The 13278-nt window shown below is 63.9% G+C and carries 12 protein-coding genes; 5 read left to right on the top strand and 7 right to left on the bottom strand.

What is annotated here, in order from left to right:
• Positions 1-61 precede the first annotated feature (61 nt).
• The 3 genes from C483_RS20200 to C483_RS05390 are packed head-to-tail and all read left to right on the top strand — an operon-like array spanning position 62 to position 4328.
• A complete protein-coding gene (locus C483_RS20200; protein ID WP_160166249.1) occupies positions 62-232 on the top strand; it encodes a hypothetical protein in 171 nt (56 codons plus the stop codon).
• Positions 229-3582, top strand: coding sequence for an MMPL family transporter (locus C483_RS05395; protein ID WP_006652346.1), 3354 nt, complete (start codon positions 229-231; stop codon positions 3580-3582). Before C483_RS20200 ends, C483_RS05395 begins: the two co-directional genes overlap by 4 nt.
• Positions 3579-4328, top strand: a complete 750-nt coding sequence (locus tag C483_RS05390) for a TrmB family transcriptional regulator (RefSeq protein WP_006652345.1) — start codon at positions 3579-3581, stop codon at positions 4326-4328. The genes C483_RS05395 and C483_RS05390 overlap by 4 nt, the downstream gene beginning before the upstream one ends.
• A 22-nt stretch (positions 4329-4350) precedes the next feature.
• On the opposite strand, the gene C483_RS05385 is transcribed toward C483_RS05390, so the two are convergent.
• Both C483_RS05385 and C483_RS05380 read right to left on the bottom strand, forming a co-directional pair.
• Positions 4351-4686 carry a hypothetical protein gene (locus tag C483_RS05385; protein ID WP_006652344.1) on the bottom strand — a complete coding sequence of 112 codons (336 nt, stop codon included), beginning with the start codon at positions 4684-4686 and terminating at the stop codon, positions 4351-4353.
• 25 nt (positions 4687-4711) lie between these two features.
• Positions 4712-5779, bottom strand: coding sequence for an mRNA surveillance protein pelota (locus C483_RS05380; RefSeq protein WP_006652343.1), 1068 nt, complete (start codon positions 5777-5779; stop codon positions 4712-4714).
• Between the two features lie 269 nt (positions 5780-6048).
• Here C483_RS05380 and C483_RS05375 point away from each other — a divergent pair, with 269 nt between their 5' ends.
• Positions 6049-6543: a hypothetical protein gene (locus C483_RS05375; RefSeq protein ID WP_006652342.1), complete on the top strand. Its 495-nt coding sequence runs from the start codon at positions 6049-6051 to the stop codon at positions 6541-6543.
• Positions 6544-6606: 63 nt separating this feature from the next.
• Here the strand turns inward: C483_RS05375 and C483_RS05370 are convergent, their stop codons facing one another.
• The gene (locus tag C483_RS05370) at positions 6607-7560 is read right to left on the bottom strand and encodes an N-acetylmuramoyl-L-alanine amidase (RefSeq protein ID WP_006652341.1); all 954 of its coding nucleotides are present in this window, start codon (positions 7558-7560) and stop codon (positions 6607-6609) included.
• Positions 7561-7861: 301 nt separating this feature from the next.
• Positions 7862-10072: a ribosome rescue protein RqcH gene (rqcH, locus tag C483_RS05365; protein WP_006652340.1), complete on the bottom strand. Its 2211-nt coding sequence runs from the start codon at positions 10070-10072 to the stop codon at positions 7862-7864.
• A 252-nt stretch (positions 10073-10324) separates the two neighbouring features.
• On the opposite strand from rqcH, the gene C483_RS05360 reads away from it, so the two are divergent.
• Entirely contained in the window at positions 10325-10981 is a 657-nt protein-coding gene (locus tag C483_RS05360; RefSeq protein WP_006652339.1) for a hypothetical protein, read from the top strand.
• A gap of 17 nt (positions 10982-10998) precedes the next feature.
• Here the strand turns inward: C483_RS05360 and C483_RS05355 are convergent, their stop codons facing one another.
• The 3 genes from C483_RS05355 to tenA form a co-directional block, all read right to left on the bottom strand.
• Positions 10999-11658 (bottom strand): CPBP family intramembrane glutamic endopeptidase, encoded by a 660-nt coding sequence (locus C483_RS05355; RefSeq protein ID WP_006652338.1) that lies wholly within the window; start codon positions 11656-11658, stop codon positions 10999-11001.
• An 89-nt stretch (positions 11659-11747) separates the two neighbouring features.
• Positions 11748-12548, bottom strand: coding sequence for a TenA family protein (locus tag C483_RS05350; protein ID WP_006652337.1), 801 nt, complete (start codon positions 12546-12548; stop codon positions 11748-11750).
• The gene (gene tenA / locus C483_RS05345) at positions 12545-13204 is read right to left on the bottom strand and encodes a thiaminase II (RefSeq protein ID WP_006652336.1); all 660 of its coding nucleotides are present in this window, start codon (positions 13202-13204) and stop codon (positions 12545-12547) included. Before tenA ends, C483_RS05350 begins: the two co-directional genes overlap by 4 nt.
• Positions 13205-13278: the final 74 nt, after the last annotated feature.

Here is a 13278-nt window from a genome sequence, read left to right as displayed (position 1 = left end):
AGGTATTTGTAAACCTCCAAACACGTATAAGTGGTGGCGTTTGTAGGATCATAACAACAGCATGGTCCCCAGCGACGCATCACTAGCACAGGCGAGACCAGATCGACGAGAGACGACGCAAGCGATGACGGCCGTCCGAGCGACCGCAAGAGCGCTGCGCGGACGACCGTACGCACCGGACGTGCTACACGTCCTATACGTCCCACTCGTCAACCCGGAGGCGACCGAATGAGCGCACCGGAACGAGTCGCCGACATCATCACCTCCCACTCGCGACTCGTCCTCGTCGTCCTCCTCGTACTGACCGCCCTCGTCGGCGCGGGCGTCCCCATGGTCGACGACGACTCCTCGCTCGACCAGTTCGAAACCGACTCACCCGAAGCCGAGGCACTCGAGGACATCGACGAGCGATTCGTCGCGGAGGATCAGGAGGACACGACGACTGTGCAGTTGATCCACCGCGGTGATGGCAGTGGGGGCGGTGGCGACGGCGTAGACACCAACGCAACCGCTGAGAACGTCCTCTCACAGGAGTCGCTCATCGAGTCACTCGAGTTCCAGCAGGACATCCGTGACAACGAGTCGATCAATTCGACGCTCGCCCACGACGGCGAGGGTGATGCGATCACCGGCGTCGAGAACATCGTCGCGATCACGGCGATCACCACCGAACAGGCCGCTGACCTCGAAGAGCGCGGTGCGGAACTCGAACAGCGCGAGGGCGAACTCAACGAAACGAGCGCGCAACTCGAGGCCGGCATCGACGACGCGCGCGAAATCCAGCGCGAGCAGGAGCAACTACGCGCAACATACGACGAGGACGACCCCGAATACCAGGAGGGTGTCGCCGAACTCGAAGACGAGTACGACGCCCTGCTGGAGGAGGTGACGACCGACCTCGACGACGAGCAGGCCGAGGAGTACGAGGAGTTCGCCGATCAGGCGCGGCTACTCGAGTCCCAGTTGTTCCAGATCGAACAGCAGGCCGAGAACCCCGAGGAGGTCCCCGAATACCAGGAGGCCTCTGAGGACCTCGAGGGCGTCTACACCGGTGCGACGATGGGGGTCCTCGAAGACGAGTACGAGCAATTAGAGGAGGACGGTGACCAGCTAGAGGAAGATCAGGCCGAACTCGAGGAGGGTGAGCCTGAGCCAACGCTCGACGAACAGATCGAGGCACTCGAGGAGCTCGACGCGGACGAGTTCGAGGATATCCTCACGGACACGCTCTCTGACGACGACGAGAACGACGGTGCGGCACTCGCGTTCATGCCGTCGGACTACGAGCCCGGCACCGCCGAGGCGGACGCGCGGATGACGGTACTCTCCCAGGAGGCGGCAGGCGAGATGGAGATGGGCGCTGGCGATGACGCGGTGATCGACGCACAGCTCGATCTGCGCGAACTCGCGGGCGAACACGAACACGAGTACGTCGTCTTCGGCGTCGGCGTCATCACGGACGAGATCGACCGCTCGATGGGCGACAGCCTCTCGATCGTCGGGCCGCTCGCGCTGACGTTCGTCGTCGCCGCGCTGATACTCGCGTACCGCGACCCGCTCGACATCGTCCTCGGTGTCGTCGGTATCGGTACAGTCTTGCTCTGGACGTTCGGCTTCATGGGCTGGGCCGGGATCGCGTTCAACCAGATGATGATCGCCGTCCCGGTCCTGTTGATCGGGCTCTCGATCGACTACGCGATCCACGTCTTCATGCGCCACCGCGAGCAACGCGAGGCAGTCCGCTCTGAGGGCACCGGTCAGGATGCAGGCGAGGCGGACACCGTCCGCGGCTCGATGTCCATCGCCCTCGCCGGCGTCGGCGTCGCGCTCGTCTGGGTGACCGCGACGACTGCTATCGGCTTCCTCGCGAACCTCGTCAGCCCCATCGGCCCCATCCAGGAGTTCGGAGTCGTCAGTTCCGTCGGCATCGTCGCCGCGCTGATCGTCTTCGGCGGGCTGATCCCGGCCGCCAAAGTCGAACTCGACTCGGTACTCGAGTCCCGTGGCTACGACCGTCACCGACGCGCGTTCGGGACGGGTGGCGGGCGGTTCAGTAGCGTGCTCACGCTCGGTTCGACGGCTGCACGGCGCATCCCGCTCGTGGTCCTCGTCGCGGTCTTGCTGTTGACCGCCGGCGGCGTCTACGGCGCGAGTCAGGTCGACACGAGCTTCGACGAGGAGGAGTTCCTCGCGGAGAGTCCGCCGGCGTGGACCGAGAACCTGCCCGGTGGGATGAGCCCCGGTGAGTATCAGGCGGCCGACGACCTCGACTTCGTCAACGAGAACTTCCAGCGTGAGGACACGCAGGCCCAGATACTCGTGGAGGGTGATGTAACCGACGCGGAGACGTTAGAACGTCTCGACGCCGCCGAGGAGGCGGCCGCTGAGAGCCCGGTCACCTACACGCTGGCGACCGGCGAAGCGGACGTCGAAGGGCCGCTCTCGGTGATGGAAGACACCGCGGCACAGAACGAGTCGTTCAACGAGACCTACACTGCGGCGGATACGACGGGTGACGACATCCCCGATGAAAACATCACGGGGCTGTACGACGAACTCTTCGAGGCGAACGACGCGGGCGCGAGCGAGGTCATCCACCAGACCGACGACGGGGAGTACGAGTCCGTCCGGTTGATCGTCGCCATCCAGGGCGACGCCGACTTCGGCGAGGCGACCGACGAGATGCGCGCCATCGCAGCGGGCATCGACAGCGAGGGTGCCGGTGACGAGCGAACGGTCGAGACCGAGGTCGACGGCTCCACCGATACGAACGACGACGAACTCGCCGTCAGCGCCATCGCAACCGGCGATCCGATCGTCAACTACCTCGTCGAACAGGACCTGCTCGATACCGTCTTACAGAGCCTGCTGATCACGCTGGTGGCCGTCTTCACGTTCCTCTCGGTGGCCTACTGGCTGACCGGGAACAGCGCCAGTCTCGGGGCCGTCACCCTGCTGCCGGTCGCGTTCGCCGTCAGCTGGATTCTCGGCACGATGTACCTCATCGGGATGCCGTTCAACGTCCTGACGGGGATGATCACCAGCCTCACGATCGGGCTCGGGGTGGCCTACAGTATCCACATCAGTTCGCGCTACACGCTCGAACTCGAGCGCCAGGGCAACGTCTGGGCGGCGATGCACACCACCGTCACCGGCACCGGTGGCGCGCTGCTCGGCAGCGCGGTCACCACCGTCGGCGGCTTCGGGACGCTCGCGTTCGCCATCCTGCCCGTGCTCCGCCAGTTCGGGATCATCACCGGACTGACGATCACGTACGCGTTCCTCGCAAGCGTCGTCGTGTTACCGACGCTACTCGCGCTGTGGACGCGGTACTTCGGCCCGGACGTCTCGTTCGACATCGATCAGGCCCGGCAACCGACGCCGACGGCCAGCGATGGCGGACGTGCGCTGGATAGAGATGGGGACGGGGATGTGGATGCGGACTCGGCTGCAGCCGTCGATTCCGCTCCAGAGACGGAAACCGAAACAGACACCGACGAGACGACAACGGAAACCGCAGCCGAAACCGAAACCGAAACCGAAACAGACGACCGAACACCGTCCGCAGGTGAGGACCAATGACCAGAGACGAGAGCGCCGCCATCGACGCCTTCGAACGCCTCGGCCTCACCAGCTACGAGGCCAAGGTCTTCATCGCCCTCCAGCAACTCGGCTCCGGCACGGCCCGGGATGTCGCCCGCACCACCGACGTCCCGCGCTCGCAGGTCTACAGCGTCGCCGAGAGCTTAGAGAAACGTGGTCTCCTCGCCGTCCAGCAGGCGAGTCCGATCCGTTACCGGCCGGTCAGCATCGACGAAGCCCAGACGACCCTCCGGAACCGCTTCGAACGCGAGCAGGAACGAGCGTTCGACTACGTCGAGCAAGTCAAACGCGACTCCGTCGAGGAAGAAACCCAGGAGGACATCTGGACGATTCGCGGCCGCGAACGCGTCGACGACCGCGTCGTCGACCTGGTCTCGAACGCCGAGGACCGAGTCCTGTTCGGCACCCGGCTTCCCGACCTCGTCACCCCCGCGCTGGGCGAGGCACTCGAGAACCGCGCCGCGGCCGGCGTCGCCGTCACCGTCGTCAGCCGGGACGATGGAGTCCGTGATCGACTCGGTTCGCTCGAGGGTGTTACCGCGGACCTCCCGCCGACGAACCGCGAGGACGACGAGCGATCGGGACGCATTCTAATCGTCGACGATGACGGAATTCTACTGAGCGTCGTCGACGACAGCGGCGGCGAGACCGCGATCTGGAGCTCGGGCTCGCTGTTCGCATCAGTACTAATCCAGCTGATCGAAGCGAGCGACGAACTGCGCTGACGCGCACGAGACGCCGCTGCGGTCACCGGCTTCGAACCTGCCGAATCACCCGCACGTTGTTCCCCACCGCAGCCACACCGACCACCGTGATCGCCACCGGCACGAGCAGGTCGACTCGAGTACCCGGCGCTGTGCGAGTCATCGCCACCGCGCCGAGATAGAACCCCACAAACAGTGCGACCTTGAACAGCCCGAAGCGAACGACCCCCCACGCCGACGGCGGCTCACCGAGTAACCGACGTGCGAAGGGCATCCCTTCCTCGATCTGGGCGTGTCTGAGGCCGACCGCGGTCGTCACGAGGTCGCCGACGCCGTAGGTGAGCACGGCGGCAAGCCAGAGCGTCGAGCTGAGTGCCATCGGGTGAGCGGATGAGATGTGGTTCCTACTCGAGTCGGTATCGCAACAGCGCTGCGATGCCGCCGAGGTTCGAGAGCTGTTGGCCCGGCGGGAACTCACTCGAGAAGACGGTGACCTCGCCGCCTTTCTGTTCGGCCGTGCGAACGACCTGGTCGACGTCGATGGCCCACTCGCCGTCGGGGCCGCGCTCCTTGCGCAGGCGGTCGTCGAGGATCAGCAGGCGTTCGATCGCGCCGAACTCGGCGGCCTGCTGGACCGCTTCGGGGCCGTAGGCCGCTTTCGCGCCCTGAGCGATGCGTTCGGTGAGCTGGTCGATGTACTCGGCCTCGCTCTCGATGCGCGTCTCCTGCTGGACGTCTGCGACGGCACCGCGTTTCAGGACCTCGTGGACGCCTCGGTCGCCGACGCTCGCCGTGTCGACCATCGTGAGCTTCTCGGCGACCGCGGGCTCGTTGTCCTCGAGATACTTTCTGGCGTCCTGTTTCGTAAAGCCCGGCCCGGCGAGGATGATCGCGTCCGCGTCCTGTCGTTTGAGCACGTCGCCGAGTTCGGCGAACAGTTCCGAGCGCTCGCGGGCGTACTCGCCTTTGCCGGTGGGGCCGGTGATTGTCGCTCGCTCCTCGGTGCCGTACTGGGCGACCGTGTGGACGTGGGCCTGCCCTTCCTCGACGGTGGCGATGGCGACGTCCGGGTTCTCGGTGGCTTCCTCGGCCTCCTCGAGACGGGCTTCCTGGTCGGGCTTGAAACGCTTCTCGATCGAGAGCTCCTCGCGTTCCTCGACGTTCAGCGTGTGGTGAAAGCCCAGTTGGTCCTCGCGTGAACAGGCGACGATTTCGCCGCCGACGCGCAGTCGGTTCGCGAACTTATGGAACTCGATGTCCTCGACGGCGATAGCGACCCACATGTGCTCGCGCTCGCCGCCGGTGTCGCGCATCTGGTCGTCGTTGCGCTGGATGCGCCGGGTCGTATCGCCAGCGACGCGGTCGCCGGGCTCTAGCACGTACTGGAGGTGCCAGAGGTCGTCGACGCTCTCGGGGACGACGGTAACCCGCTCGCGTCCGCCGTCGAGCGGTTCCCGGTCTTTGATTTGCATACGGTGCTGTTCTCGGGGTCACGGTAAGTGCGTGACGGATCGGCCACTGTATCGATGGCCACGCAGTGTGCTAGAGTGTGACTGTTGATAGAGGACACCTCACTTGCGTGAGTCGGTTCAGTGGAGAGTAGACAGCCTGTTGAACGATTGTATCCAACAGGGTTAGGAAGCGCCGTTATGGCCACTGTGTGCTTAACCCCAGCATGAGTTTCGGATATACGACTCGGCTCGAAGACTTTGGCACTCGGTCGCTGCTAACACACGCCGTTATGGCTGTCACGTTCGCTGGAGCGATCCTGAGCGGGCTGTTCGTCGATGGACAACTGGGACTCGTCTCGTTCGTTGCGTTCCTCAACTTTACCGCCGGTGCGTGGGTCGTCCAGTCGATTCATTCGCTCGGAAACGCACGAACTGACGACAGCTACTCTGGAATTCTGTCGGTGTTGCTCGATACGACCGGCGAGCGGACGTACCACGGTCTCGATACGGGGAGACTTGCCCGACTGCTTACGCTCATCGCAGCCGTTACTGCTGTCTCGCTGCTGACCGCCGGGCAGGTGCTCTCCGGTGTGCTGGTTTCGATCGGTGTCGTCGCAATCGGTAGCGTTGCACTGATCACTGCAATGGTTGGGTTTCTGATCGCCCTCGGGTCGTCCTACGACGCGTCCGAACGAACGCTAGCGGCTGACCTCGACCAAAACCGCGATGATGGGACCGGAGAATCATTCGACGACCTGTCCGACACTGAAGATTCCGTCCAATAACACGCACTCGTTCAGTAGGCGGTCACCGAATACGTCCGGCAACTACACCACCGAACGACGTGCTCAGGCATGGGCCAGATAGTTCTCCGAACACCAGACCCACTCGTTGTACGCCGGAACGTGCAGCCCCCACCAGGTGATGCCATCACACTCCTCGGGGCCGTTCATGACTTCGCCCTGGGTTCCCTCAGGTAGGGTCAGTACGACATCGTCGTTGAGACACGGCTGTTCGCGCCCGTTCAGATCCGTCGTCGTAACGACCTGGTCGCCGTCCTGGAACTGGTCGCCACCGCCACCGCCACCCTCCTCTTTCACCAGACTCTCGAAATGATCCATATCCCAGTCCGGATACGGACAGGTTCGACCATCGTGGTGGAAACTGCTACAGTCGCCATCCGGCACGTGTGTATGCCCGATGATCCCGCCCGGCTCGTTCTGGATGCAGGTGTTACTCGTGTAGAACTCGAGTGGGATGTCGTGCATGTCCGCAATACAACGGACGAGTTCGGCGGAAGATTCGTAGCAAGCGTCGGAAATGCCGTTGTCGTCGAACCACTCGTGTTCGATACCGATCGAGCGGTGATTTGCGATGTAGCGGGCGTGCCAGGCCGCGCGATTGTGGTGGACGAGCTGATCAACGTGGCCCGCCGACGGCCCGTCCGTCCAGTCGTAGTTCTTCACGAGGTAGTGTGAGCTCACGCCCGAGTTCGAACTGGTGAGCGTGTTGAGTGCGCCCTGGTACGCGCCGGCAGTGACGTGGATGACGATCCAATCGATGCCGAAGTCGCGTGCGCTGTGATTCGCCGCCTCGACCCAGCGGTCCGCGGCGTCGCACTCGGTGTGTGAGGCTGACGCGCGGTCTACCTGCGTTCCGAGTATCGTCCCGGTTCCGGCGGCAACGCCGGTTGCCTGGAGGAACGACCGTCGTTTCCAGTTGCTATGGCCGGTCGTCTCTCGGTCGTCGGTACTCGAGTGCTGTTCTCGGTCTGTATCGTGTGCAGTGCAATCAAGGCACATAGAATGACAGTCATGCGATGCGTACACTAATAACTATTGGATATTGTGGTAACGGATTTCGATCACGGCTACCGACACAGGCGGAGAAACAGGAGGCAAGAGGAGGGTGGGAGGCCGCCACTACACGCAGGCACTCCACTACGACTGGTCGAACAGATCACTGGCCAGCCGCCTACAGGTCGTAGTCACACCGAAACTAACTGGCAGCGACGCAACAACCTCATCAAAACCAGCATCCAAGACAGTTCAGGGCCGTCTTGTGCCTCTATGTCTCGAACGGCGGCCAGACCGGTCTACTGGTCTACTCTTCCGCGATCCGACTCCCGCCCGGCGGCATAAAGTGCTGAATGCGGTCCGGGCTGGCGATCTTCCGCACGAACGTCTCGTCTTCGAAGCGCTCGCGGAAGCGACGGTACAGTCGCTTGGCCGCGTCGGCCTGCGCGTACCGCCCCGGCTCGAGTTCGATTGTCGTCTCCGCGGTGCCCTCGATGGCTGCTGGCGGGCCGCCGATAACGCGAGTGTAGGGCTCACACTGGATGCCGACTGCGGCACCGACAGGGGTGTCGCGGTAGTAGGTTCGGTCGCCGCGGACGGCGAAGCCGCCTTTCTCCAGGTACTCCCCGCTCTCCGGGGTCTTGGTTACCTGATCGGAGTCGACGGCGTAGACGTCGCCGGCGTAGCGGCCGTCCTTCCAGACCGACGAATAGGAGACCGCAAACTGGGCGGCCTCCTCGATGCTCGACTCTGGCAGTTCGATGTCCGAGGAGGAGGCCTCGCTCGGATCGGTCGCTTTCAGCACCGTGACCGGGCCGCCGTGGGCCTGGGTGTGAAGCACCTTGTCGCCGGGTTCGAGATACTTCTTCACCAGTTCCTCGTTCTGATCTGCGTCCCGGCCGCCGATCACGAGGTAGCCGTCGCTGGTGTGGAACCAGCGGAACCGGTCGAACCAGGGCTCGTTCTCCCGGATCGGAATGGAAGACTCGGCGAGCCAGTCGCGGTCCTCGTCCTCTCCCTCATCTTCGTCACCGCCCCCGCTGCCTGCACCCGATTCGCCGTCGCTTTCCTCCCACTCGTCGCGACGGCGCTTTGCGTCTTCTAGGTCCTCCCGGGTGTCCTCGATAGCCGCGAGCGCACCCTCTTTCTTCTCCGCGACGCGCTTTGCCTCGGTGTAGAGGCGGTCCGCGTTCTGCTCGACGCCGTCGTGTGCAACGAGTTCGATGTACTCGCCGTCGACGTCGACGGTGACGATCCCCTCGCTGCCGTCGACGTCGATGACCGCCTCGGCGGCCTCGATGCCCTGCTCGGCACCTTCCTCGAACCGCGCCTCGATTGCTTCCCAAGGGCGGTCCTGCGCGCGGGCTTCTTGAATCGTCGAGAGGATGTCGTCGACGAGTCCGTAGTTGGCGTACAGCAGTTCGGCGTTCTCGCGCAGATTCTCGGCTTCCTGCTCGAAGCCCTCGATCGCACCCTGCTGTTGCTCGATGATCCGCTCGTGCTTGGCGATCTCCTCCTCGAAATCGGGTCGCTGGCTCGTCGGATCCGGCTCCTCCTCGTCTTCCAGCTCCAGGTGGAAAAAGTAGTCGTCGAGCGCGTCGAGGAAGGTGTCGTACGGCTCACCGTCGAAACCGGCTTCATCGTGCTCCTCGAGTGGGAACGGCGTGACATCGACAACCGGTCCGGTGTCGTTGTCGTTGGCATTGGCGTTGGCGTTGTCGCTCCCCGTGTCGTCGTTGTCGCCGTCCTCACTCTCACTGTCGTCCGCCGACGCCCGATACAGCCGCGAATTGAAGTTCCCGTTCCGGATATCCAGCGCGAGTCGTTCGATCGCCTCGTAGAGCCTGTCGTAGATCTCCTCGTCGGCGTCGCCGATATCCATCGCCTTCTCGACGCCCGCGCGGGTACAGACCTCCTCGGCGTACAGTCCACCGAAGTTGAGCTGCGTCGCGAGCGTCCGCACCACGTCCGTATCCGACTCCTCCATCTCGTGGCCGAAGACCTCCCGGGAAATCGTCAACGGATTCGTCCGCGTATCGGGGAACTCGTAGCGCGAGCCCGGCACGACCGTTCGTGACTTCAGACGGACCGTCTCCAGACAGTCGATCACCTCGTACTCGCCGTCCGTCACCGCAACGTTCCCCTGTCCGAACAACTCGACGATAATCCGGGTCGTCCCGTCGTCGCGCTCGAAGGTGAACTCGAGTATCCGGTCGAACTCGTACTGTTCGACGCCAGCGAAGTCCGCCCCGGAGAGGCGGTTGCGAAGCATCATCGCGAACTGGGGCGGTCGGCCCGGGGCGTCCGGCACCCGCTCGGGGGCAACCGTGTGGGCGCGTTTGACCTCGCCGACTTCGAGGAGGAGTTCGATGCGGCCGCGGTCGAAATCGCGCATCTTGAGGCGGACGAGGTCGTCGCCGTAGCGATAGGCTTTGTCGACCTTCGCGCCCTCGTAGGTGCCGAACTCGCGGACGAGGGCGGCGAGATCGACGCTCGTCAGCTCCCGCTTTGGATCCATACAACAGAGTGCCCCGCGCGGTCAAAAAGGCGTGTCGCTCCGTGGCGGCTGGCGTCCGCTGGTTTGGGTCGCCACTCGAAGCCCTCACAGCACATCCGAATCCCACGATCGCGGCCCGCAGATGATCCACAGCAGACAGCACTCTGCTCGCCAGTCGGAAAGGCTAATCCCGCCCGACCCACTGCATACCGGTATGAACGCTGCAACCGAGTCGACGACCCGCACCGACACACACGGGGGCGATCGACGGCCATGAGCGCGCCACAGGACAACGCCTCCTGGCAGGCCCTCCTCGAGTTGCCTCCAATCCTGGAGCGACTCGAGGACTCCGGCGGCATCCCGGTGCTCGAACTGGTCGAACAGCTTTCGGACCGCCACGACCTCGGGATCGAGGCCGAGGGCGTCGCCTATCACGACCGCGGGATCCGTGTGCCCGGCTACGACGCAACCTTCGTCCACGAGCCAACGGGCTCGCGCGGTCGGCCCGCCTTCAGCGTCGAAGTGAACTCCGTCGGCCCGCGAAACACCTGGGGTGTCTTCGACAAAACACACTCATGGGACGTCTACCTCGTGCAAGCACCCGGCATCGCGGCGCTCGCCTGGATCAGCGACGAGGAGTACCGGGTCGAGGAGGCCGAGCAGTTCGAGACCAAACAGGACGCCGTCGCCGCCGGCCGATTCTCGTTCGGTATTTTCCTCTACGGCGGCGACGCCTGGCAGGAGCAACTCGAGTACATGCGCCGGACGAACGCGCCGGCGTACCTCCAGCGTGAGGACGGGTCGACGATGCATCCCTCGACGCAGTCCGAGTTCTACCAGCTCGTCGACTCCTCGCCGACGGAGTTCCGGACGAGCGGCAACGCGCCCTCGTATCTGGGGCTCCTGGAACTCGAAGTGACGATCGACTGAGAAAGAGAGTCGGCCTCTCACGCACTCAGAGCCAACAACACGAGCGGAACGGTGTTAACCGCGACATGTGCGCCTACGACGACGAACAGCGTTCGTCGCCAGACGTAGGCCACGGTCAGCAGGATGGCCGCTGGCACGAAGACGAGCATTCCGACGATCCCGTCTCCGACGTGAATGAGGACGAACACGGTCGCCGTCACGATGCCGGCGACCCACGTCGACGCCGTGATCGACTCGAGTCGCTCGAGTGCGTACCCCCGATACAGCACCTCTTCGGTGACGCCGGCCGTGGCTGCGATGAACAGCGACCAGTACAGCTCGGAGCCGTCGGGGGGCGTCCCGCTCCCGTTGGCCGTCTCGAGTAGCCCGAACTGGGCGAGCAGCGACTGCATCACGCCGACTGAGAGCATGATGGCGAGCCAGAGCCCGACGGTAATGGCGAGGTCCCAGCGGTCGGGCCGTCGAAAGCCGATCGACGACAGCGAGCGCTTCTCGATCCCGACGACGAACAGACAGAGCCCCGCAGCGAGAAGCCACTTGTAGACGGCCACGTCGACGCCGGAGAGCGACCAGCCGGTCACAGCCTCGAACGGAATCGTGAGAAGGAGCCCGAAGAGCGCTAGCGCGATGGCACCGAGAGTGAGACGCGTACCCTTTTGGCCGCCAAGAGAACCCATGACGTAGCCAACTGAGCGCTACATCTTAGAAGTTAAGAACGAACAACGGACGTACAGCTACCAGTGCGACCGAACCGGGACGAGTGCGTTCATGAGGTCACGGACTCGAACACTGCAACCTCGAGTTCGACCGTCCGACGGAATAGCTGTTCGACGCGGGCTTGCCGTCGCGGCGAGAGCGTGGGACCAATGGCGTCGAGTTCGCTTCGCAACCAGTCCACGAACTCACGGAAGGCGGGGATCGCGTGGAGGTCGATCCACTCGGCGTAATAGAACGGGAGATCGGTGCCGGCACTCGGCAGAGAGTCGATTTCGGACACCTGCGTCGATTCGTGGTCTGCGTACTCGTCGACAACCGCCGTCGCCCACGATTCGTATATCCATTCGGCGGGAACGAGGACTGCCAGCGTCTCGGCGTACCCACCCACGTGGGTCGCGCGACCGAGCAGGTCGATCAGCGCGGCGATCGGGTCACTGAGTTCGGGATCGTGTCGCCGGTCCTCGGACACGTCGAGTGCGTTGAACGACCGCTCGAAGTAGTCGTTCTCCTCGTCGGTGAGCGTGTCGAGGAACTCGACCAGCGGCCGCTTCGCGTCCATCACCGAAGCCTGTCCAACTGCGTGGCCGAACGCGCCCACGAGTTCGTCGACGAACGCGTAGTCCTGGACGAGGTACTCGGCGTACACGTCTTTGGGGAGTTCACCGGAGCCGAGGTCCCGCGTGAACGGATGGGTGACGGCATCGGTCCAGGCCGGTTCAGACCGTGCACGGAGCCAGTCGGTGAACCGCGCGTCATCACCGTCGCCGCCATCGCCGACAGCCCTGGCGTACGCTTCGAACGTCGCGGGAACCCCGTCGAGGTCAGTTATTCCATCGCTGGCGCTGGTCACAGTCCCCACCCCTCCTGCGTGTAGGCCATCTCCCAGAACCGGTACTCGAGTTTCGCGCTCGTCAGGAACGCCTCACGCATCGCGTCGTGCTCACCCGGGTAGCGCTCGCCACATTCGTCGACAAACTCGCGACACCACGCCGTTGCCTCACGGAACTCGTCGCTCGTGTACATCTCGATGAACGGGGTGTACTGGTGCTCTTCAGTGGCGAGGTCGGCCATGTGCTCGCCGACGTCGAGGTAACCCTGCATGCACGGGTAGAGCGCACCCGCAATTTCGGCGAGCGAGCCCTCGTGGGCCGTTCGCACGAGGAAACTTGTGTAGGCGACACAGGTCGGCACTTTCTCGGTGGACTCGAGTTCGGCCTGTGAAATGCCGTAGTCGGCGGCGAACTCGCGGTGGAGGTCCAGCTCGTAGTCGAGCACCTCGTGGGCGACGCCGAGCAGGTGCGTCATCGTCGCCTCGTCGCGTGCCTTCGCTCCGGCAATCGAAAACAGGCGTGCGTAGTCGAGTAGGTAGCGGTAGTCCTGTTTCACCCAGTGCTTGAACGCCGCCTCGTCGAGCGTGCCGGCGGCGAGTTCGGTGACGAACGGGTGATTCTTCTGTGCGTCCCAGATGTGGGTGCCCTCCTCGAGAAGCTGGTCGCTGAATGCCATACGCTACCGACGGCGCTGCACAGTAATATAAGCTAGTGCTATAATCCATTTATATCAGAAAACGCCAGGTACGC

The organism is Natrialba hulunbeirensis JCM 10989 (genome assembly GCF_000337575.1).
Taxonomy (GTDB): domain Archaea; phylum Halobacteriota; class Halobacteria; order Halobacteriales; family Natrialbaceae; genus Natrialba; species Natrialba hulunbeirensis.
This window is presented reverse-complemented; position numbering and strand designations above follow the sequence as displayed.

What these genes read in the sequence shown, in the direction of transcription:
- C483_RS20200 (WP_160166249.1), top strand. Translation starts at nt 62, where the DNA reads ATGGTCCCCAGCGACGCATCACTAGCACAGGCGAGACCAGATCGACGA.
- C483_RS05395 (WP_006652346.1), top strand. Translation starts at nt 229, where the DNA reads ATGAGCGCACCGGAACGAGTCGCCGACATCATCACCTCCCACTCGCGA.
- C483_RS05390 (WP_006652345.1), top strand. Translation starts at nt 3,579, where the DNA reads ATGACCAGAGACGAGAGCGCCGCCATCGACGCCTTCGAACGCCTCGGC.
- C483_RS05385 (WP_006652344.1), bottom strand. Translation starts at nt 4,686, where the DNA reads ATGGCACTCAGCTCGACGCTCTGGCTTGCCGCCGTGCTCACCTACGGC.
- C483_RS05380 (WP_006652343.1), bottom strand. Translation starts at nt 5,779, where the DNA reads ATGCAAATCAAAGACCGGGAACCGCTCGACGGCGGACGCGAGCGGGTT.
- C483_RS05375 (WP_006652342.1), top strand. Translation starts at nt 6,049, where the DNA reads ATGGCTGTCACGTTCGCTGGAGCGATCCTGAGCGGGCTGTTCGTCGAT.
- C483_RS05370 (WP_006652341.1), bottom strand. Translation starts at nt 7,560, where the DNA reads ATGTGCCTTGATTGCACTGCACACGATACAGACCGAGAACAGCACTCG.
- rqcH (WP_006652340.1), bottom strand. Translation starts at nt 10,072, where the DNA reads ATGGATCCAAAGCGGGAGCTGACGAGCGTCGATCTCGCCGCCCTCGTC.
- C483_RS05360 (WP_006652339.1), top strand. Translation starts at nt 10,325, where the DNA reads ATGAGCGCGCCACAGGACAACGCCTCCTGGCAGGCCCTCCTCGAGTTG.
- C483_RS05355 (WP_006652338.1), bottom strand. Translation starts at nt 11,658, where the DNA reads ATGGGTTCTCTTGGCGGCCAAAAGGGTACGCGTCTCACTCTCGGTGCC.
- tenA (WP_006652336.1), bottom strand. Translation starts at nt 13,204, where the DNA reads ATGGCATTCAGCGACCAGCTTCTCGAGGAGGGCACCCACATCTGGGAC.